Origin of the sequence: Cryptosporangium minutisporangium (assembly GCF_039536245.1) — a bacterium.
In the GTDB taxonomy this organism is placed as follows: domain Bacteria; phylum Actinomycetota; class Actinomycetes; order Mycobacteriales; family Cryptosporangiaceae; genus Cryptosporangium; species Cryptosporangium minutisporangium.
Map to the genome: position 1 here is coordinate 1 of NZ_BAAAYN010000063.1, position 18,674 is coordinate 18,674.

General features: G+C 71.4%; 22 protein-coding genes and 1 pseudogene. 9 read left to right on the forward strand and 14 right to left on the reverse strand.

Going from position 1 to position 18,674, the window contains the following annotated elements:
* Window positions 1-21: 21 nt before the first annotated feature.
* On the reverse strand, window positions 22-2,913 hold the full coding sequence (locus tag ABEB28_RS37995) for a YfhO family protein (protein WP_345733148.1): 2,892 nt from the start codon (window positions 2,911-2,913) through the stop codon (window positions 22-24).
* A gap of 187 nt (window positions 2,914-3,100) precedes the next feature.
* Between ABEB28_RS37995 and ABEB28_RS38000 the strand changes: the two genes are divergently transcribed.
* Window positions 3,101-4,114, forward strand: coding sequence for an NAD-dependent epimerase/dehydratase family protein (locus tag ABEB28_RS38000; RefSeq protein ID WP_345733149.1), 1,014 nt, complete (start codon window positions 3,101-3,103; stop codon window positions 4,112-4,114).
* Here ABEB28_RS38000 and ABEB28_RS38005 read toward each other — a convergent pair.
* The gene (locus tag ABEB28_RS38005) at window positions 4,111-4,338 is read right to left on the reverse strand and encodes a DUF6480 family protein (protein ID WP_345733150.1); all 228 of its coding nucleotides are present in this window, start codon (window positions 4,336-4,338) and stop codon (window positions 4,111-4,113) included. The two genes, ABEB28_RS38000 and ABEB28_RS38005, sit on opposite strands and share 4 nt — an antisense overlap.
* Window positions 4,339-4,460: 122 nt before the next feature.
* Here ABEB28_RS38005 and ABEB28_RS38010 point away from each other — a divergent pair, with 122 nt between their 5' ends.
* Together ABEB28_RS38010 and ABEB28_RS38015 are read left to right on the forward strand one after the other, a co-directional pair.
* On the forward strand, window positions 4,461-5,366 hold the full coding sequence (locus ABEB28_RS38010) for a Rieske (2Fe-2S) protein (protein WP_376981352.1): 906 nt from the start codon (window positions 4,461-4,463) through the stop codon (window positions 5,364-5,366).
* Complete coding sequence (locus ABEB28_RS38015) at window positions 5,363-5,563, forward strand: CDGSH iron-sulfur domain-containing protein (protein ID WP_345733152.1); 201 nt, start codon at window positions 5,363-5,365, stop codon at window positions 5,561-5,563. Before ABEB28_RS38010 ends, ABEB28_RS38015 begins: the two co-directional genes overlap by 4 nt.
* A 176-nt stretch (window positions 5,564-5,739) precedes the next feature.
* Here ABEB28_RS38015 and ABEB28_RS38020 read toward each other — a convergent pair.
* The 3 genes and pseudogenes from ABEB28_RS38020 to ABEB28_RS38030 form a co-directional block, all read right to left on the reverse strand.
* Window positions 5,740-6,764 (reverse strand): annotated as a pseudogene (locus tag ABEB28_RS38020) (iron-containing redox enzyme family protein).
* Window positions 6,765-6,817: 53 nt separating this feature from the next.
* Window positions 6,818-7,663, reverse strand: coding sequence for an MBL fold metallo-hydrolase (locus ABEB28_RS38025; RefSeq protein ID WP_345733153.1), 846 nt, complete (start codon window positions 7,661-7,663; stop codon window positions 6,818-6,820).
* Between the two features lie 29 nt (window positions 7,664-7,692).
* The gene (locus ABEB28_RS38030; protein WP_345733154.1) at window positions 7,693-8,436 is read right to left on the reverse strand and encodes an ATP-binding protein; all 744 of its coding nucleotides are present in this window, start codon (window positions 8,434-8,436) and stop codon (window positions 7,693-7,695) included.
* 425 nt (window positions 8,437-8,861) lie between these two features.
* Between ABEB28_RS38030 and ABEB28_RS38035 the strand changes: the two genes are divergently transcribed.
* Complete coding sequence (locus ABEB28_RS38035; RefSeq protein WP_345733210.1) at window positions 8,862-9,290, forward strand: CheR family methyltransferase; 429 nt, start codon at window positions 8,862-8,864, stop codon at window positions 9,288-9,290.
* 31 nt (window positions 9,291-9,321) lie between these two features.
* Here ABEB28_RS38035 and ABEB28_RS38040 read toward each other — a convergent pair whose 3' ends face one another.
* Window positions 9,322-9,696, reverse strand: coding sequence for a hypothetical protein (locus tag ABEB28_RS38040; protein WP_345733155.1), 375 nt, complete (start codon window positions 9,694-9,696; stop codon window positions 9,322-9,324).
* Here ABEB28_RS38040 and ABEB28_RS38045 point away from each other — a divergent pair.
* The 3 genes from ABEB28_RS38045 (at window position 9,589) to ABEB28_RS38055 (ending at window position 12,169) form a co-directional block, all read left to right on the forward strand.
* On the forward strand, window positions 9,589-9,888 hold the full coding sequence (locus ABEB28_RS38045) for a PAS domain-containing protein (protein WP_345733211.1): 300 nt from the start codon (window positions 9,589-9,591) through the stop codon (window positions 9,886-9,888). The two genes, ABEB28_RS38040 and ABEB28_RS38045, sit on opposite strands and share 108 nt — an antisense overlap.
* Complete coding sequence (locus ABEB28_RS38050; RefSeq protein ID WP_345733156.1) at window positions 9,819-10,043, forward strand: hypothetical protein; 225 nt, start codon at window positions 9,819-9,821, stop codon at window positions 10,041-10,043. Before ABEB28_RS38045 ends, ABEB28_RS38050 begins: the two co-directional genes overlap by 70 nt.
* Window positions 10,044-10,168: 125 nt before the next feature.
* Window positions 10,169-12,169 (forward strand): acyltransferase family protein, encoded by a 2,001-nt coding sequence (locus ABEB28_RS38055; protein WP_345733157.1) that lies wholly within the window; start codon window positions 10,169-10,171, stop codon window positions 12,167-12,169.
* A 24-nt stretch (window positions 12,170-12,193) separates the two neighbouring features.
* Here the strand turns inward: ABEB28_RS38055 and ABEB28_RS38060 are convergent, their stop codons facing one another.
* The gene (locus ABEB28_RS38060) at window positions 12,194-12,874 is read right to left on the reverse strand and encodes a nucleotidyltransferase family protein (RefSeq protein ID WP_345733158.1); all 681 of its coding nucleotides are present in this window, start codon (window positions 12,872-12,874) and stop codon (window positions 12,194-12,196) included.
* A 178-nt stretch (window positions 12,875-13,052) separates the two neighbouring features.
* On the opposite strand from ABEB28_RS38060, the gene ABEB28_RS38065 reads away from it, so the two are divergent.
* A complete protein-coding gene (locus tag ABEB28_RS38065) occupies window positions 13,053-13,787 on the forward strand; it encodes an STAS domain-containing protein (RefSeq protein ID WP_345733159.1) in 735 nt (244 codons plus the stop codon).
* A gap of 64 nt (window positions 13,788-13,851) precedes the next feature.
* Here ABEB28_RS38065 and ABEB28_RS38070 read toward each other — a convergent pair whose 3' ends face one another.
* Both ABEB28_RS38070 and ABEB28_RS38075 read right to left on the reverse strand, forming a co-directional pair.
* Window positions 13,852-14,382, reverse strand: a complete 531-nt coding sequence (locus ABEB28_RS38070) for a DUF1360 domain-containing protein (protein ID WP_345733160.1) — start codon at window positions 14,380-14,382, stop codon at window positions 13,852-13,854.
* Window positions 14,382-14,822 carry a hypothetical protein gene (locus ABEB28_RS38075; protein WP_345733161.1) on the reverse strand — a complete coding sequence of 147 codons (441 nt, stop codon included), beginning with the start codon at window positions 14,820-14,822 and terminating at the stop codon, window positions 14,382-14,384. Before ABEB28_RS38075 ends, ABEB28_RS38070 begins: the two co-directional genes overlap by 1 nt.
* A gap of 113 nt (window positions 14,823-14,935) precedes the next feature.
* Between ABEB28_RS38075 and ABEB28_RS38080 the strand changes: the two genes are divergently transcribed.
* Window positions 14,936-16,006 carry a Gfo/Idh/MocA family protein gene (locus ABEB28_RS38080; protein ID WP_345733162.1) on the forward strand — a complete coding sequence of 357 codons (1,071 nt, stop codon included), beginning with the start codon at window positions 14,936-14,938 and terminating at the stop codon, window positions 16,004-16,006.
* Between the two features lie 41 nt (window positions 16,007-16,047).
* Here the strand turns inward: ABEB28_RS38080 and ABEB28_RS38085 are convergent, their stop codons facing one another.
* The 5 genes from ABEB28_RS38085 to ABEB28_RS38105 all read right to left on the reverse strand — a co-directional run bounded on the left by ABEB28_RS38085 (window position 16,048) and on the right by ABEB28_RS38105 (window position 18,643).
* On the reverse strand, window positions 16,048-16,260 hold the full coding sequence (locus ABEB28_RS38085) for a hypothetical protein (RefSeq protein WP_345733163.1): 213 nt from the start codon (window positions 16,258-16,260) through the stop codon (window positions 16,048-16,050).
* Between the two features lie 159 nt (window positions 16,261-16,419).
* On the reverse strand, window positions 16,420-16,689 hold the full coding sequence (locus ABEB28_RS38090) for a DUF4235 domain-containing protein (RefSeq protein ID WP_345733164.1): 270 nt from the start codon (window positions 16,687-16,689) through the stop codon (window positions 16,420-16,422).
* Window positions 16,686-17,195, reverse strand: coding sequence for a DUF3618 domain-containing protein (locus ABEB28_RS38095; protein WP_345733165.1), 510 nt, complete (start codon window positions 17,193-17,195; stop codon window positions 16,686-16,688). The genes ABEB28_RS38090 and ABEB28_RS38095 overlap by 4 nt, the downstream gene beginning before the upstream one ends.
* Window positions 17,192-17,629 (reverse strand): phage holin family protein, encoded by a 438-nt coding sequence (locus ABEB28_RS38100; RefSeq protein WP_345733166.1) that lies wholly within the window; start codon window positions 17,627-17,629, stop codon window positions 17,192-17,194. The genes ABEB28_RS38095 and ABEB28_RS38100 overlap by 4 nt, the downstream gene beginning before the upstream one ends.
* An 18-nt stretch (window positions 17,630-17,647) precedes the next feature.
* Window positions 17,648-18,643, reverse strand: coding sequence for a YihY/virulence factor BrkB family protein (locus tag ABEB28_RS38105; protein WP_345733167.1), 996 nt, complete (start codon window positions 18,641-18,643; stop codon window positions 17,648-17,650).
* Between the last annotated feature and the right edge of the window lie 31 nt (window positions 18,644-18,674).

Genomic DNA, 18,674 nt, shown 5'->3' on the forward strand with positions numbered 1-18,674 from the left:
CGCATGGAGGCCGGTTTCGCGTCAGTCCGCAGCGACCGCCGCAGGCTGCTCGTCTCGGCGCGCTCGGCGCGAGCGCCACCACCCGCCGGCGAAGATCACCACGAGGACGACCACGGTCGCGGCCGACAGATAGGTCCCCATGCTGCGGTACGGCGTGCGGTACTCCAGCGCCACGGTGTGCGCTCCGTCCGGCACCGCGACCGCGACCAGCCCGTGGTCGGCCGGGACCAGCTCGGCAGGCTTCCCGTCGACGGTCACCGCCCAGTCGGTCTGCAGCGCGTCGGCGACCACCAGGTAACCGGTCCCGGACGCGTTCACCCGGGCCTCGATCCGGTCGACCCGGTCGGCGAGCACCGAAATCGTCGCCGTACTGCCCGCTGCGGCCGACTCCCCCGGGCTGTCCAGGACGACCTGGTTCGCCGCGAGCGAGCCGCCGTTCACCAGCGCGACCCGCCGGGCGGCCGACGGCTCGACGACGACCTCGTTGGCCCACCGGATCCGGGGCAGCGCGGTCAGCCGCTCGTACACGACCGCGGCACCGGCGTACGCCAGCCGCAGCCCGTCGTCCGCCGGTCGCACGACGCCCAGTGAGTCCCCGTCGCGCGCGCCCCGCACCGTCAGCGGCCCCGCGGAATCCTGGGTGATCACCGCGGTCAGCTCGGTGTCCGCGGGCACGTCCTCGGCAACGATCGGGATCGTGAACCGCTCGTCGTCGGCCAGGCCCTCCCGGCCGCCGCCGACGAGCACCTGACGCTCGCCCCGCGCCACTTCCTTACCCGTCTCGTCCCGAAGGCTGACCCGGACGTTCGTGTCGCGATCCGGCCGGAACGGCGCCGCCGTGACGAGCGTGAGCGCGCGCAGCGGGCCGGTGCCCGGCACCTTCTGGGTGAGTGCCTGGTCGCCGCCGATCGTCGTCGACCCGGTGGCGGCCCTGGGCTCGACGACCGTTCCGAACACGTCGTCCCAGGGCGCGGTCACGAAGTACCGGACGCCGAGGCGGTCGAAGAGCGGCTGCCGCGCGGTCTGCGCCGTGGACCGGAAGTTGACGTAGGTCGGTGGGTCGCCGAGGCCCCAGCCGGGCATTCCGTCGAGCGCCTCGCCGAACCGCGCGGCGACGAACTGGTGCCCGTTCAGCGCCCGCAGCCGGTAGTAGGAGTCCGAGCCGACGAACATCGCGCCGCCGGCGGCGTACCGGTCGTCTCCGAGGTGGGACTTCAGGTACCGATGGACGTCGGTCGTCGGGTAGAACGTGGCCTTGTCCGACTTGGGCCAGTACGGTGCCGCGAACGTCAGCGCCTGCACGAGCACGAGCACCGGCACCACCACCGCCGCGGCGCCGGCGAGCCACCGCGTGGACGACCCCCGGCGGACCAGCCACCACAGCACTGCGACGGCGATCACCGCAGGCACGACGAATGCCGCGGCCCACATCACCTGGTCGTCGAACCAGGAGACCCGGTAATCGCCGTTCTGGCCGCCCTTCGCGATCTCCGCCGCCCGGCGTCCCCGCCAGAGCAGTCCGGCGCCGGCAACCGTCGCGCCGGTGAACACCAGCGTCGGCCACACCCGCCACACCCAGGCCGGTACCCGGGCACCGGCCGCGCGCTCCGTGGCCACTCGTCGGACCAGCAGGTCGAACCCGACCGCGGCGAGCACGGCCAGCAGGAAGCAGAGCACGCTCCGCATCCGGCCCACGTAGTTGTCGGAGAAGAGCACCGGCAGCTTCTGCAACACCGCCAGCGGCAGCCCACCGGCGTACGACACGAGCAGGCCGAGCCCGGTGGCGACCACGAAGAACGTCCAGCCGCCGCGCGGCAACCGTGCCCACGCGGCGCGCGGCCAGGCCACCGCGACCAGCACCAGCAACACCGCCGCGGCGCCGAGGTACATCGTCGACTCGACCAGGTTGATCGGCAGGTACCAGTACGGGCCGCGGTTCGGGTCGGTCGTGCCGAACGCCCAGGGCACGACCGCGGTCAGTGCGGTCACCGGCGACAGGTGGTCGTCGGGCGTCTGCTCCCGGCCCCGGATGAAGACACCGGACATCGCCGACGCGAACGGCAGCAACTGGAACGCCGCGAGCGCCACCGCACCGGCGAGCGCGACCCCGGCGCCGCCCACCACACCGACCACCCGACGCCAGGCGAGCCCGTACTCGCCCAGCACCCTGACCACGAGGTAGATGCCGGCGAACAGAATCGTGTAGCCGGTCACCGCAGGGAACCCGCCGAGCAGCATCGACGCCACGGCCAGGCAGAGCAGTGCTCCGTCCCGGGCCCGGCGGGACGCGACCAGCCGCTCCACGCACCAGAACACCGCCGGGATGAACGCCGCGACGCGGGTCTGCGGCCAGTTCGTCCACGCGATCATGAACGCGCTGCCGACGAACACCAACCCACCGAGGCCGGCCGCCGCACGTCCGAGCCGGAACCGCCGCAGGAACAGGAACGTGGCGCCCGCCGCCACGAGGATCTCCAGCAGCTTCACGTACCCGGGCGCGAGCCACCCCGGCAGTACCAGGTAGGGCACGGTGAGTGGGTTGTACACCGCGTTGTTCGGCGTCGAGCCGAACGCGCTGCCGCCGGCCTGGTACGGGTTCCAGAGCGCGACGTCACCGTCGCGGAACAACTCTCCGAAGAGCGTGGTGTTGGGGACGACCGAGTCGACGGTGTCGTTGAGGTACGTGTTCGTCGGTTGGACGTCGGACAGGCCGGAGTTCGCGTACGGGGCCTTGTTCGCGATCATGTCCGTCGCGGCGAAGACCTTCTGCCCCAGCAGCGGCGTCCCGATCCCGATCAGCGCGTAGCCGACGATCGTCAGCGCGACGACCGCGGTCAGCACCCGTTGCCAGCGCGGTTCGGCCGACCGGGACGGCTCGCTCTCCTCGGACGGCTCCGGTGCCGGGGTTGCCACGACGGTGTCGGACCTTTGGCTCACGGGGACATCGACTCCGGAACACGGGGGTTACAGCGGGATCGCGGCCGCATTGACGCGCCGCCGACCGGTAGGACTCGCCGAGAGTAACAGCCCTGTGGTAACCCTCCGCTGAACGTCGCTCGTCCGGGGATTGTCGGACGCAGCGCGGGGAACTCGACCTGTCATGCGCATCGTGGTGACCGGAGCCAGCGGAAATGTCGGAAGCGCCGTGGTTCGCGCGGCGGTGGGATCGGGCGCGGACGTCGTCGGGGTCGCCCGGCGGATCCCGCCGGAGAGGTCCGCGCCTACCGGCACCCGGTGGGTCCGGTGCGACGTCGGTGCCCGGAACGCGGACGCCGTGCTGCGCACCGCCATGGAGGGAGCGGACGCGGTCGTGCACCTGGCGTGGGCGATCCAACCCAGCCACGACCGGCGCCGGCTGATCCGCACCAACGTTCTGGGGACGAAGGCGGTGCTCGCCGCCGCCGAGCAGGCAGGCGTCCCGCACTTCGTGCACGCGTCCTCGATCGGGGTGTACTCGGTCGGCCCGAAGGACCGCATGGTCGGCGAGGACTGGCCCACCGAGGGCATCCGCACGTCGCACTACAGCCGAGACAAGGTCGCCGCCGAACGACTGGTGGACGCCGCCGAACGGCGCGGGGTACTGCCGGTCGTCACGCGGATCCGCCCGGCGCTGGTCGTGCAGCGGAAGGCGGCCAGTGAGCTGCTGCGATACTTCGCGCCCGCGCTGGCCCGACCGCTGGTCCGTGCGCCGCTGCCGGTCCTGCCCCTGCCCGGGCGCGCCGTGACCCAGGTGGTGCACGCCGACGACGTCGCCGACGGTGTCCTGCGCATTCTCACCGTGCGGGCGGGTGGCGCCTTCAACCTGGCGCCGGAGCCCCCGCTGCGCCCGGAGGACCTGGCCGCGGCGTTCGGCGCGCGGCGGATTCCGCTGCCGGGGGCGGTGCTCCGCGCCGGTGCGGCCCTGACCTGGACGACCCGCCTCCAGCCGGTCGACGCCGGATGGGTCGACATGCTGCTCGGTCACCCCTTGCTGGACAGCACGCGGGCGCGGGACGAACTCGGCTGGACGCCCCGCTACCGCACGACCGAGGCGCTGGCCGACGTCGTCGCCGGGTTGCGCGCCCACGCCGGGGGCCGCGGTCCGCTGCTGCGCCCTCTGCGCGTCTTCGTCTAGTCCGCCATCAGGAAGACGCGGACCAGCATGAACAGCGCCACCAGCACGACCATGAGGCCGATCGCGCCGATCACCACCACGGGCACCCACTTCGGGGCCGGGCCGGCCTCCTGATGGGTGATCGCCGAGGTGCCGCCCTCACCGGGCGGCGTCTCGCCCGGCGGAACTCCACCGCCGGGCTCCAGCCCAGGGGTACGGCTCGGATCCGGACCTTGCCAGCTCATGCGTCCTCCTTCCGGTCACCATCCGCCCTGGGCTACCCGGTCCCCCGACGGGCACACCCGGTACCGGCCGGAAACAGCGTCTCTCCGGTGTGACCGGCTGCTCAGGGGGTAACCGCAGCACTATGTCGGTGATCCGAGCACTCTTCTCCCGCCTGGAAAACGCGCGGCTCCTCGACCCCGTCGCCGAGGCTGTCGCGGACGCGGTCCACCAGACCATCCCCAACTCGCGGGTCGCGGACCTGCTGCACGGTCGATGGCTCGGCCACCCCGTGCACCCGATCCTGGTTCAGATACCGGTCGGCGCCTGGGCGTCGGCCACCGTCCTCGACTTCATGCCGGGTAGCCGGGTAGCGGCCCGGCGGCTCGTGGGCCTCGGGCTGCTCACCGCACCCGCGGCCGTCGCCGCCGGGCTGACCGACTGGGCCGACATGGAGCCCGACCAGCGCCGGGTCGGCCTCGTGCACGCCACCGCGAACACGGTCGGCATCACGTTCTACGCCGCGTCCTGGACCGCGCGGAAGCAGGGGCGTCAGCTGGCCGGTGTCGGCTACGCGCTGCTCGGGCTGACGGCCATCGGCGTCGGCGGCGCACTCGGCGGGCATCTCGCCTACTCCCAGGCCGGCGGCGTCAACCATGCCGAGAGTGCGCTGCGGCGCGCCGGTGACGGCTGGCACGACCTCGGCCCGCTGGACCAGATCCCGATCGGCGAGCCGATTCGACGGGAGGTCGGCGACACGACCGTCGTCGTGTACCGCCGGCACCTGCGGAGCGGCGGCGGCGTCCACGTGCTGGCGTCCGAGTGCAGCCACGTCGGTGGCCCGCTGCACGAGGGCGAGGTGACCGACGGTCCCGGTGAGCCGCGGATCACCTGCCCCTGGCACGGATCGGTGTTCCGGCTCGTGGACGGCGAGCCGCTGCGTGGCCCGGCGACGGCGTGTCAGCCGGTGTTCCAGACCGAGATCGTGGCCGGTCGGCTGCGGGTTCGGGCGTCCGCGGAAGGAAGCGTGTGGAAGAACGCCGAGGTATGAACAACGAAGTGAGTGTGACGCTCTACGAGGACGGTCCGCTTCTGCTGCGGGGGGACTTCGTACTGCAGGGCCAGGACGGCACGCCGATCGACCCGGGACGGGCGACGGTCGCCCTCTGCCGATGCGGGAAGTCCGGCCTCAAGCCGTTCTGCGACGGCACCCACAAACTCGTCGGGTTCTCCGCGCCGGGCCAGTAACGCACGCAAACAACAGCCCCGTCCGCGCTGCGGACGGGGCTGTTGTTTGCAGTTCTACGGACCTGGAGCCGGTCCAGGGCGGCGCTGGCATTCGCGCGCAAGGCCGCCTCGACCTTGCGGTGGTCTCGAGGCCTTGGGCGCGGCTGTCAGCGCCGTTCTGGGCGGGCCGCCGCCCACTAGGCCGGGATGGCCAGCGTGTCGTCGGGGGCGAGCGGACGGCGTAGTGCGGTGGTGCCGTTCTCCCACCGATCGAGGATCCACTCGGCGGCGAACGCGTCGAGCTGCAGCCCGCACGCCGCGCCGAACAGCACGTCCCGCGCCTGGTCCGGATGCTCCGCCACGTACCCCCCGCACAGGTCGTGCGCGGCGATCTGTTCGTGCACGGCGTCCGCGGTGACGTGCTCGTCGTAGAAGCGGGTGGCGTCGGGGGGGGGGGCCNGGCGTCGCCGCCGAGACGCCGCAAGCCGTTGGCGTAGCGCCGGTTCGGCAGCGACGACGTCATCTCGAACGCGGCGAGGTGACCCAGCAATGCGGGCAGCCACCGCCGGTGCAGGCCGAACAACGACATGAGGTTGCTGGTGGCCAGCGTCGGTGCCGAGACGTGATCGACGTAGGCCCCGTACCCGGCGTCGAGATCGAGCCGCTCCATCGTCGTCCGGAAGAGCTCGGAGTGCATCCGCTCGACCCGGCCGCCGCCGTACTCGTCCGCCTGGATCTCGATCAGGGCGGCCTTGGGGCGCCCACCGAGCCGTGGAATGCCCCAGCTGTGCGGGTCGGCCTCCTTGAGGTGGTAGACCGACCGATGCACGACGAACTCCCGGAACTGGCCGAGCGTCGCTTTGCGCTGCAGGAACCGGCTCATCGACGGTCCGGCGTCCGCGCTGGTCAGTGCGGTCAGGGCAGTCGGCACGGACCGTTCGTCCGGAATAGTGACCACCGCACGGAGCCCGTCGAGGAACCGGGCTTCCAACCCGGCCCGCAGCCGGATCAGCTCCGGATCCCAGTCCCAGTCCGGGTCGACCTCGTCGAATCCCCGGTAGTGCAACTCGTAGAGCACCCAGAGCGCCAACTGGAGATCGTCGTCCAGCCAGGGTTCGTCCGTGTGGGCGGCCGGCGCCAACCTCGCGAACGAGCCCGGCGACCCGGTCAGTGCCTGAACCAGCGCTTCACTCACGCCACCCCGTGGCTCCGGCAACCGCATGTAACTTCCTCCCGGTTCGGCCCGTCCTCGCGCCAGCCGGGAGAAAGTTCCCGTTAGAGAGCATCTGAAACCGCCGATGACAGCGTTACCGTCTCGCCTCGCTCCACCGGCCGGACGCCACCGATCCGGCGCCGGGACGTCTCCTCGAGGAACGCGCGCCGCGGCGTCTTCTGCACCGGGTAGTCGTCGTTGTGGATCGGGTAGACGATCGACGGTCCGATCATCTCGACCAGATCCGCGCCCTGGTGCTCGTCCATCGTCAGCAGGACACCGAGGATCCGGGTTCCGCCGAGGTGGACCAGCGCCGCGTCGATGCCGGGGTACCGCTCGGCGATCTCGCCCAGCCACGGACGGCAGAGCGTGTCACCGGTGACGTACAGCCGGAATACCCGCCGACCGTCCCGCTCCAGGTCGACGATGCTGCCCATCACCGGTGGCAGCAGGCGGTGGACGACCTCCGGGCCGTGCTGGCCGGGGACCGAGCTCACCCGGAGCACCTCGGTGCCGCGGCGGGCCTCCCACGACGTCCACTGACGGAGTCCTTCGGCGGCCCGGAAGCCCCACCGGCCGAGCCGGCGGGCGGCGTGCCGAGTGGTGACGATCGGCACGGCACGGTCGAGCCCTTTCTTGGCCCGCCGATCGAAATGGTCACCGTGCAGGTGGGAGAGCACCACGGCGTCGAGTGGCGGCAGCGAATCGAGGCTGATCGCGGGGTCGACGAGGCGGCGGGAGCTGAGGCCGTAGCCCAGGTAAGCCCGTTCGCCCCGGTGCAGGAAGTTGGGGTCGGTGAGAACGGTGAAGCTGCCGAGCCGGAGCAGGACGGTGGCGTTGCCGACGAACAGCAGACTGCCGACGGCCCGGGAGGGGTGCTGCGCGGAGAGATCAAGCGAGCTCGTCATGGCGCACGGAGTAGGCCGGTGAGCGGTGCTTAAACGGCGCGGTCCGTCTCGGGATCGCTCGATTCCTCCGATTCGGCGACGGCGGGTGCCTCGGTGGAGAGCGCGGCCCAGACCGTCTTGCCGTCTTGGTGGTCGATGATGCCCCACTGCTGGCTGACCCGGTCGATCAGCGGCAGGCCGCGTCCGCGGAAGCTCACCATGTCCAGCGGCCGGGGCACCGGCTGCGTGGTGGAGCCGTCCCGGACGCTGATCTTCAGCCGTTCGTCGGTCAGTTCCAGCGCCACCGTCGACGTGGTCCCGGCATGTTCGACGGCGTTCGACACCAGTTCGCTGACCACCAGCTGAGCTATCTCGGTCAGGTCGGGCGAGAGTTCCCAATCGGCGGCTGCCTGCTGCAGGAACCGCCTGGCCGTAGCCGAAGCGGACGGATCAGCCGGAACACTAACGTCCCGTGTGACCCGTGCCGGCCGGTCATCGACATGGCGCACACCCGCCTCCGTCGCCGGGTAGAAGTGGAGCAGGTCGGCACAGCGCACACGCCGCGCGGCCGCTTCGTAGACACCATCGCCGTCCACGATGGCCATCCGCGCGGCGGGCCATCCCCCCGCGGTGGTGAGCACGCTGGGCAGCAGCGTGACGCACTCCGGAGTCACTAGTCGTAGCCCGGACACGTCCACCACCACCCTTCCCACGTCGAACAGCGTTTTGAGCATCGCCCGCCGAGCCGCCGGCGCGGTACGTACTGAGAGCCGACCGCTGAGCCGCAGCACCACGTAGCCGACCAGACATTCCTGGTCGACGTGCAACTCCGGGCTCATCGCTCTTCTCTCCGGTCTCTGTTGCGTCGTGTTACCCACGATCCGTAGTGGGCACACGCGGAATCGTCACTGCCCTCCTGGAGGGGCGTAACGTCGATCACACGGCGTCGCTTCTTCGCCCGCCCAGGTGCCCGGAGAAGGGGACCGACATGGCAAGACGCCGGCTCGTCGCCATCGGCGCTTCCGACGGTGGTGTCGAGAGCCTCCGCTCGGTCGTCCGGGGGCCGGTGCGCGCTCTCCCGTGGTCCGCGGGAGCTACCTCTAGGTCCGTCAGGACGAGTTCACGACCCTGTTCAACACGGTTCTGATCAACGTGACCGGCCGTCGCGCGGCAGGCGACCTACGGCGAAAAAGAAGTCCGGGCCGTTCCCGGTGAGTTCCTGGAGCGCTATTTCGAGCGCGAAGGCACGCGTTTCGTCTTCGCCAAAGGACCTTCGCCGGAGCGCGATTTCGGGCGGAACGACCTCGTCCAGGACGCCCCGATCAGCCGCATCGACCTGCTGGCCTGCCGCAACGTGCTGATGTACCTCAACGCCGAGACGCAGGCGCGAGTATTGGCCCGGTTCAATTTCGCGCTGAACGACGTCGGCGTTCTGTTCCTCGGTAAAGCGGAAATGCTGCTCAGCCACGGCCAGCTTTCCGCCCCCTCGACCTCAAACGCCGTTTCTTCCGCAAGGTGCCGCGCGGGGCACCGGGCCGGGGGGTCGTCGCGACGGACGGCGGGACGAAGCACACCCTCCGCGAGCTACTCGGCGCCGACCGGCTGCAGACGGAGGCGCTACTCACAGCGCCGGTCGCGGCGATCGTGATGACCAGCGACGGCACCGTCGCCGGCGTGAATCAACGAGCCGAAACGCTGCTCGGCGTCTCGTCGCGCGACCTCGGGCGGCCCGTTCCTCGACCTGGAGGTCTCGTTCCGACCGGTCGAGCTGCGCTCGTTCCCGGAGGCGGTGCGGCGCGATCGCCGACGCGAACCGGCAGATCGAGACCGCCTACGAGGAACTGCAGTCCACGAACGAAGAGCTCCAGACGATCAACGAGGAACTCCGCGAGCGCACCGACCAGCTCAGCGACGCCAACGCGTTCCTGGAGTCGATCCTCCGGAGCCTGCGCAGCGCTGTCGTCGTCGTCGACACCGAACTGGTCGTCCAGATTTGGAACCGGCAGTCCGAGGATCTCTGGGGCCTGCGACCGGAAGAGGCGGTCGGCCAGCACCTGCTCAACCTCGACGTCGGGATCTCCACCGACCGGCTGCGACCGCTGGTCCGGCACGTGCTCAACGGTGGGAGCGAGCCCGCCGAGGTGACGATCAACGCGGTCACCGGCGGGGACGGCCGGTGCACGTCCGAGTGGGGGCCAGCCCGCTGGTGTTCCGCGCCGGTCAGATCGCCGGGGCAATCGTGGTGATGGATCAGACGTACGACGTGGACGGTCGCTGGACCGAGCCGGCCGCGCTGCCCGCGGCGTCCCCGCCCAACGGCGCAGCATCCGACGAGACCCCGTCCGACGGGCCCCCGCCCGCCGAGAGCGAATCCGATCAGGACAGGGCCACCGCCGACTAGTCGTACCCCGGTGTCGCACCCGCGCCCGCCGTTGGTTTTGGCCAACGGCGGGCGCGGCCTTTATATCCGTATGTACTCATATGATCTGGCGGCCCTGACGCGAGCTCCGCCATGAGAGGAGCCGGATGCCGGACCGCGTGGTGTCGCCGCCGCCCGTCCCGATCAGCCTCCTGGAACGGCCCTCCGGGCACCGGAGCCGGGTCCGGCCACCCGAACGCCTACGGCTGGCCCACCGGCCCGCGCTGGACGGTCTGCGCGCGGTCGCGGTCGTCGTGGTGCTGCTCTACCACGGCGGGATCTCCTGGCTCCCCGGCGGCTGGCTCGGCGTCGACGCGTTCTTCGTCCTCTCCGGGTACCTGATCACGACGCTCCTGCTGGCCGAGCACGAACGGACCGGACGGATCCGGCTCGGTGCGTTCTGGGCCCGGCGGGTGCGGCGGCTGCTGCCGGCGCTGCTGACCGTGGTGGCCACCGTGCTGGGTGGCGCTCGCTGGCTGGTGCCGCCGGAGGAGCTGGAGGCCCTGGGCCCCGACGCGCTGGCCGCGCTCGGCTACGTCGCGAACTGGCGCATGCTCAACCGCGGCGACGGCTACGCCGTCCTGACCGCCGCACCCTCCCCGTTGCAGCACACCTGGTCGCTGGCGCTGGAGGAACAGTTCTACCTGCTGTGGCCGCTGCTCGTGGTGGCCACGCTCGCGCTCCGGTCGGCCCGCACACTGCTGATCGGGACGCTCGCCGCGGCCGCGGCGTCGGCCGGTGCGATGGCGCTGCTCTACGTCCCGGACGCCGAACCGGCACGCGCGTACTACGGCAGCGACACCCGCGCGTTCGGCCTGCTGGTGGGCTGTGCGCTCGCCCTGGTGCTGAGCGCCCGCCGGTACCGGCCCGGGCACGCCGTCCAGCGCCGCTGGTCACCGGTGACGCTCGCCGCCGTCGGGACGCTCGGCGCGGCACTGCTCCTGCTCGACGACGCCGGGCCGACGCTCTACCGCGGTGGGCTGGTGGTCGTCGTCCTCGCAGTGGCCGCGGTTATCAGCCACGCCGAGCGGCACCCCGACGGGCTGACGGCGCGGGCGCTCTCGGTGTCGCCGCTCCCCCGGATCGGACGCGCCTCCTACGAGCTGTACCTCTGGCACTGGCCGGTCTTCCTGGCCCTGGACCACCAGCGCACCGGCTTGGACGGGCCGATGCTGCTGGTCGCCCGGTGCGCGGTCACGATCGTGCTAGCCGAGCTGACGTTCCACCTGATCAGTCAGCCGGTCCGCGGCGGACGGTGGCCGCGCCGAGGTCGGCTCCGGCCGGCTCTGACGACGCTGAGCGCCGTGTCCTGCGTGGCAGCCGCAGCCGTCCTGCTGACCACACCGCCGACGCCGCGCCCCGCGACACCGGAGGGACCGGTGGCAGCGATGCCGAGCACGGTCCGGAGTGCGTTGCTCACTCGGCCAGGGCGCGGCCCGGGACCCCTGCGGATCACGGTCTTCGGCGACTCGGTGGCGCACAGCCTGGCGGTCGGATTGCCACCGCTGACCGGCGCCCGCCTGACGAACCGGGCGCTGATCGGCTGCGGCATCGCCCGGTCCGGGCCGGTGCGCAACGCTGCCCGGATCCAGGAACCGTACGAGCGGTGCCCGCAGTGGGACACGCACTGGGCCGACGGGGTCCGAGCCGACCGTCCGGACCTGGCGGTGGTGGTGCTGGCCCGGTGGGAGGTGCTCGATCGGAAGCTGCACGGACGATGGCAGCACATCGGCCAGCCGGAGTACGACGCCTACCTGCGGTCCGAGCTGGCCCGGATGGTTCGGGTGCTCACCGCGGACGGAGCGCGGGTGGTGCTGGCCACCGCCCCGTACAACCACCGTTACGAGCGCCGGGACGGCAGCCTCTACCCGGAGGACGATCCGGCCCGGATGGACGCGTGGAACCGGATGCTGGAGGACACCGCGCGGGCCGATCCGGAGCGGGTCCGGATCGTGGATCTGGCGGCGCGCCTCTGTCCCGACGGCCGGTACACCCGCGACGTCGACGGCGTCCGCGTCCGGAGCGACGGACTCCACCTGACCGCAGGCGGAGTCCGCGACTACCTCGCCCCCTGGCTAGTACCGCAACTCGTGGGAGCGGCCCGTTGAGAACGCCAGCGGCTTCGCCGCTGGTTACACCGCGGCGCGCGCCGGGTCGGAGCTGGTCTGGGCTCCGGAGTCGGGGTCCGGGTCGGAGTCGGGGCGGATGCCACCGGTGGACGCCGGGCCGGCGTCGTGGCCGAGGCCCCGCAGTTGCAGCGTACCCGCCGGCGCGATCCCGAGCCGCTCCGCCGCGAGCAGGAACGCCTCGGCGTACGGCGAGTGCGCGGTCGCGTCGTGGACGAGATCCCAGTCGATCTGCTCCCGGAGCGCCCGCCCCAGCGGGAGCACCGTGGCCAGGTCGCAGTAGTGCTCGGTGAATGCGAGCAGCTTGTTCAGCAGCAGGTCCGTGGCGGACAGCACCGGCATCCGCACCGCCTCGACCGGCATCTCCTCGGCCCGCTCGAGCATGTCGATGGTGACCTCCCGCTCCGAGGGCCGGAAGATCAGGTCGACGAGGCAGTCACCGTCGTACACCTTCACCAGCCAGTCCTCGGGCGGCTGCTCGGACCGCAACCCGGCCTCGACACACGCTCCCAGCGCCGACTGGACGTCGGACGGCCGGATCAGGAAGTCCACGTCGTGCGTGGACGCCGGCCCACCCCTCGCGTAGACCGCGAATCCCCCGGCCAGGGCGAATGGGATGTCCGCTGCCTTCAGCGTGCTGGCCACCCGCTTCATCGTGACGATCAGCGCGTCCGGATCTCCGCTCATGTCCCCCCAATACCCCGTTGCGCAGCCGGATACCCCGGTGTTCGGTCCTGACACGGTCAGACGGAACGCTCCGTCGCGATAGCATGGATAGCCGACGAATTGTTCGCCACGACCGGGGTACCTCCGGCCCGAAGGACGAACGATCGCGCTGAACAGTGCGGTGAGAAGCGAGGGCTGGATGCTCAGCTGCGAGATCGACCGGACGCTCCCGGTCACCGTGCTCCAGGTGGACGGGGAGCTGCGGCTGAGAACCGTCAGCCAGGTGCGGGTCGCTGTGCTGAAATGCCTGGTCGAGTGCCCTGAGGCAGTGGTTGTCGACCTGTCGGGCGTGGTCGTCGGCGACCGGATCGCGCTCACGGTCTTCCGAGCAGTGAGCCGCCAGGCCGCGATGTGGCCCTCCGTCCCGCTGGTGCTGGCTGCGGCACCCCCGGACACCCGGGCTCAGCTGGAGCGGATCACCTCGCTGTGGCAGATCCCGGTGTACCCGTCCGTCGAGGAGGCGCTGGCCGACGCCGCCCTCAGACCGCTTCCCGTCCGCCGGCTCGAGCTGGCGCTGCGCGCCGGCACGATGGCGTTGCCGAGGGCCCGGGCGATGGTCTCGGAGGCGTGCTCCACGTGGGGACTGGGTGACCTGACGCTCCCGGCCGAACTCATCATGTCCGAGTTGGTCAGCAACGCCGTGCAGCACTCGGGCACCGACTTCACCGCGAGCGTGGTCCTTCGCCAGGAGTTCCTGCACCTCACGGTCACCGACGGCTGCGCCGAGCCGCCGCGGAAGAGTCCTCGATACCCGCCGGCCGACGCGCTGAGCGGCCGCGGCCTACTGCTGGTCGACGAGTTCGCCACGAACTGGGGCTGCCTGCCGATCCACGGCGGCAAGACCGTCTGGGCGACGCTCCGGATCGTCGGCTAGCTGCCCGAACGCCAGTCGCGTCGGCCTCCGTGGAGGCCGACGCGACGTCAGTTCACGCGGTGCGCTACTCGACCTTCTCCCGCACCGCGGTGTAGGCGAAGTGCAGCAGGTCCGAGCCCGCCACCGCGGTCAGCGCCGTCGTCGCCATCCGGGTGAACCCGGGCGCGAGCACCATCCCGGCGGAGAACGCCGTCGCCACCCACATCGACGTGCAGAACGGACAGTTCACGAGCTCACCCGCCGCATGCCGGAAGGGATCGTGATGGGCGGGCTCCTCGTTCACCTCCCCCTCCCCGACCGGCTCCGTGAACTGCGTGAACGGTGCGCGGAGCGGGCTGGTGATCGCGTCCTTGGTGAGGATGCGGCTCAACTTGTAGGTGGCCGCGGTGAGCAGAGCGACGTCGCCGGCGGACACTTTCTGGGGTGCCTTGCGACCCAGAACGGCCGCCAGCCCGGTCAGCCCGGCCACCGTCCCGCCGTAGAGCCCCATCAGCGTGAGGTAACCGCGCAGCGGGCGATCGTCGTCCGCGGAACGCGCGTACCGCTCAGCGACCCTCGAGGCGGCAGCGCGCGCGCTCGGCAACACGTCGGTCATCAGCGGTCCCCTCCCTCGGTGTCGGCGGTCGTGAGGCCGGTTCCGCCGGGGTTGTCGAGATCGGCCGGCCCTGGCGCCCGACCGGACACGCCGACCGTGTCCGCGGCCGGCCACTCCCCCGGATCGCTGCCTGCGCGATTCGACCCCTCGGCGTCCAGCGGCGACTCCGCCGCCGTCCCGTCCCGGCGCCCGCCGGTATCGGACGGCGGGATATCCGTCGATCCGCTCGGGAAACCCGTGTCGCCGGATCGGCTTCCCGGCACGTCGTCGGCTCCACCACCGGTCGGGCTCGGCCCGGCGCCCGGCTCGCGCTCGTCCGCGGCAGTGGACAGCGTCCCCCGCTCGGCGGGGGCCTCCTCGGCGATCGCGGTGCCCTGGCCGGGATCGTTCTCCTGCTCAACGTCCGTGTACGCCGGGGCCGGTCGGTCGTTGTTGCTCACAGATGCCTCCGTCCGACGGGTTCTGTCGGGGTCATGTCCACCTGACCGGTACGGAAACCTGTCGTCCGCGCAGAGAGTCATATGCCACGTCCGCCGCCCCCAACTGGGGGACAATGAGCCCCGGTACGTCGCAGCAGGAGGTTCGCGCCGCCGGGTCGGTCCGGGCCGCCACCGCGGCGCAAGCGATCGAAAGGGGCCAGGTCGCGGTGGTGCACTGTCGGATCGGGCTGGTCGGCGCCGGTCGAGCCGCGGCTGGGCACGCGTCGACGCTCTGCCGATTCCACGACGTGACGATCGTCGGCGTCACCGATCCCGACCTGACGGTCGCCACGCGGTTGGCCGCCGAGGTCAACGCGCCGGTGGCGCCCTCCCTCGCGGGCTTGCTGGCCCTGGAGCCGAGCGCGGTATACGTCTGCGTTCCACCGTTCGCCCACGGCCCGATCGAGGAGGAGCTGCTCGCAGCCGACCTGCCGATGTTCGTCGAGCCACCGCTCGGCGTCGACCGGGACGTCCCGGAGTCGCTGCTCCCGCAGGTCGCGACGGCCGGTGTGGTGACCTCGGTCGGGCACCACTGGAGGTACTCGCCCGCGGTGACGCGCGCCCAGGCCGTGCTGTCCGGGCGGCCGATTCGATTGGTGACCGGCTCCTGGCTGGACGGCGTCGGCTCGTCCGATTGGTGGGGGCACCGGGACCGATCCGGCGGGCCACTCGTCGAGCAGGTCGGGAACCTGCTCGACCTGCTGCGCGCCCTCGTCGGCGAGGTGGTGGAGGTCTATGCGGCCGGCGACGGGACGCCACCGCCGGGCGTCCCGGACGCGGACGTCGACGGGGTGACCGCGGCGACGTTACGGTTCGCGTCCGGCGCGGTGGGCACGCTGGCCACCACGTGCCGGTTCGCCGGACGCCGTCGGGCCGGGCTGGAGATCTTCGCCGACGGGGCCAGCGTGACGATCGCCGAAGACGGATGCGAGATTCGGGTGGGCGACCGCTCGGAGTGGCACGCGGTCGACGCGGCGGACGCGCGGCACGCCGCCGACCGGGCCTTCGTCGACGCGCTCCGGCGACCGCAGGCGCGCAGCGGGGTGCTGGTCGACTACGGCCAGGCCGTCCGCACCCACCGGTTGGCCTGCGCACTCACCCGCTCGGCCGCCGAAGGGCGCCCGTTACGTCTGCGAAGAGACTAATTCCGTATGAGGTGGGAGGGCGGGGGGTGTAGGGCTGGAGATCAGGGACGACCCCAGGCGGAGCGCATCATCGTCGCGTACTCCTGACCGCGGGGCGGGTCACCGTGGAACGCGCCGGCCGTGGACCGGTCGAAGAACGCGTGCCGCTCGGCGCGCGCCCACGCGGCGGAGGCAGCCGCCACCCGCGACGCTCGACGCCACATCCACGCCGTCCACACGCCGAAGGTGTCCGGCCGACCCGCGATCTCTGACATGTGTGCACGCTCCCGATCAAACGCAATTCCCGCGGAACGCGGGGCCTGGACCACCAGCTACCCGGATCGCGGGAACTCGAATCGCCGATCGGCACTGAACCGATGGAGCCCTGCGCCGCTCCGGCGCAGGGCTCCATTATGGACTACAGCTGGCTCCGCTCAGTCACCGGGCCAGGAGCCGGTCGACTTCGCCCAGGCCTGCGCGCCCGCCCGGTCGATCGTGGCCTTGACCACGGCGTAGATCGCGCCCTGAATAGCGGAGGCGAGCAGAACCTCGCCCCAGCCGTACTCACTCTGGGTGGCACCGGGGGCGTCGTCCTCCCCGGAGACCTTCTTCCAGACCTGCTTGAAGATCACCCCGGCGACGAGGCCACCCAGCATGCCGCTGGCCAGGCCGATCGGCCGGTACGCGACGGCGGAGGCTTTCATCGGCGACCCGCCTTCCGCAGCGCCTGCCGGACCTGGGCGGCCGCAACGGCTCGCCGAGCCCGCACCGTCGTGGGGGCACGCCGGGCCTGCACGGTCCGGACGCCCACCACGAGGACCACGAGCGTCGCCGCCGCACCGGCCGCGACCTGCGGCCACGGCGCGTACCGCGAGAGGGCGGCCTTGCCGCGCTCCGACGACGCCTGCGCCTTCACCCGGCCGACTTCCGCGCGCTCACGCAGCACGGCGGTGCGGCCGGTGGCCTTGGCCTTGAGCGAGTCGGCGGTGTGCCCGATCTGCTCCTTGGCCTGCACGGCCTTCTCCCGGAACTGCTCTTTGGTCTGGTCGACCTTCGCCTGCGCCTGGGCCTTCACGTCGGCCTTAGCCGCGAGGGCTTCGACGGTGTCCCCCAGCTCAGCACGGATCTCGGCGATCTCGGCGCGCAGTGCGTCGGGGTCTTTCGACGGCTCGACGGCCGTCGATCCCTTCTTCGCGTCGTCCGAACTCATCGGTGGGCACGCTCCTTCACGGTGTTGATGTCCTGCTTGACGCCGTCGACCGCCTCGGCCGGTACCGGCGGGGTGGCCTGCTGGATCTCCTTCTTGCCGGTGAGCGCGAGAACGCCGGCGACGGCGAACAGCACGACCGCGACGATCAGCGCGGACGCCCACACCGGCAGGACCAGCGCGAGGGCAGCGATCGCGGCCGTGACCAGCGCACCGACGCCGTAGAGCGCCACCACGCCGGCGCCGCCGAACATGCCGGCACCGAGCCCGGCCTTCTTGCCCTTCTGGGTCAGCTCCAGCTGTGCCAGCTTCAGCTCGTCGCGCACCAGGGTGGAGACCTGGTCGGCGAGTCGGGTGACGAGCTCAGCGGTCGACGCGTCCGCGGCGTTGAAACGCCCCGGAGAGGGCGACGGCGCCTGCTCGGTCTGGGTGGCCATGGGGACTCCCTTCCTGATTCAGGTGAACGAACCTTCGGTGCTCGGGCCGACCTCGTCGGCCTTGCGGGCACCGCGACGACCGAGAGGCTTCTCCGGGCCGGTGGTGCTGTCCCGCTTGGTCTGGGCTTCCAGTTCGGCGTTCAGTTCGGCGCCGAACAGAATCGCCAGACAGGAGATGTAGAGCCAGAGGTTGAGCACGATGACGCCGGCGAGCGCGCCGTACGTCTTGTTGTAGCTACCGAAGTTGTTGACGTAGAACGAGAAGCCCGCCGACGCGATGAGCCACAGCACGGTCGCGACCACGGCACCCCAGGAGACCCAGCGGAACTTGGGGTTGTCGCGGTCGGGCGCGTAGCGGTACAGCAGGCCGAGGCCGAACATCATCAGCACGGCGAGCAGCACCCACCGGCCGACGTTGACGACACCACTGGCGAACGAGCCGAGCTTGAGCGCGTCGAGCACCGGCGGGACCACGGCGACCAGCAGGATCGCGACCACGAACGCCACGATCGCGCCGAGCGTCATCAGGATCGCCAGGGCGCGCTTCTTGGCGAAGTTCCGCTCGTCCTTCTCGTCGTACGCGGTGTTGACCGCTTGGATCATCCCGTTCATGCCGCCGGACGCGCTCCAGAGCACCGCAGCGAGCGAGAGGATCAGTCCGATCGACAGCCCCTTGCCACTGGCGCTGGTCGCCGCGGTGATCGGATCGGTGATCACCGACTTCACGTCCGCCGACAGGCTCGCGGTGAGCTCGTCGATCTGGTTGGCGATCTGATCGGGGCTCGCGACCAGCCCGTAGACGGTGATCGCACCGATCGCGGCCGGGATCAATGCCAGCCACGCGTAGAACGCTGCCGCCGCGGCGGCGGTCGAGATCTGGTCCTCCCTGAATTCCCGAACCGTACGGACCAGTACGTCTTTCCAGCCCCGCGCGGGAATCTGACGGGGTGAGTCCGCTTGACGGCCGCGCGCATCGCCGCTGCGTGCGTCACCGCCCGCAGAAATCGCGGTCATCCGCCTACCCCCTCGGCTGTGCTCGGTCTGC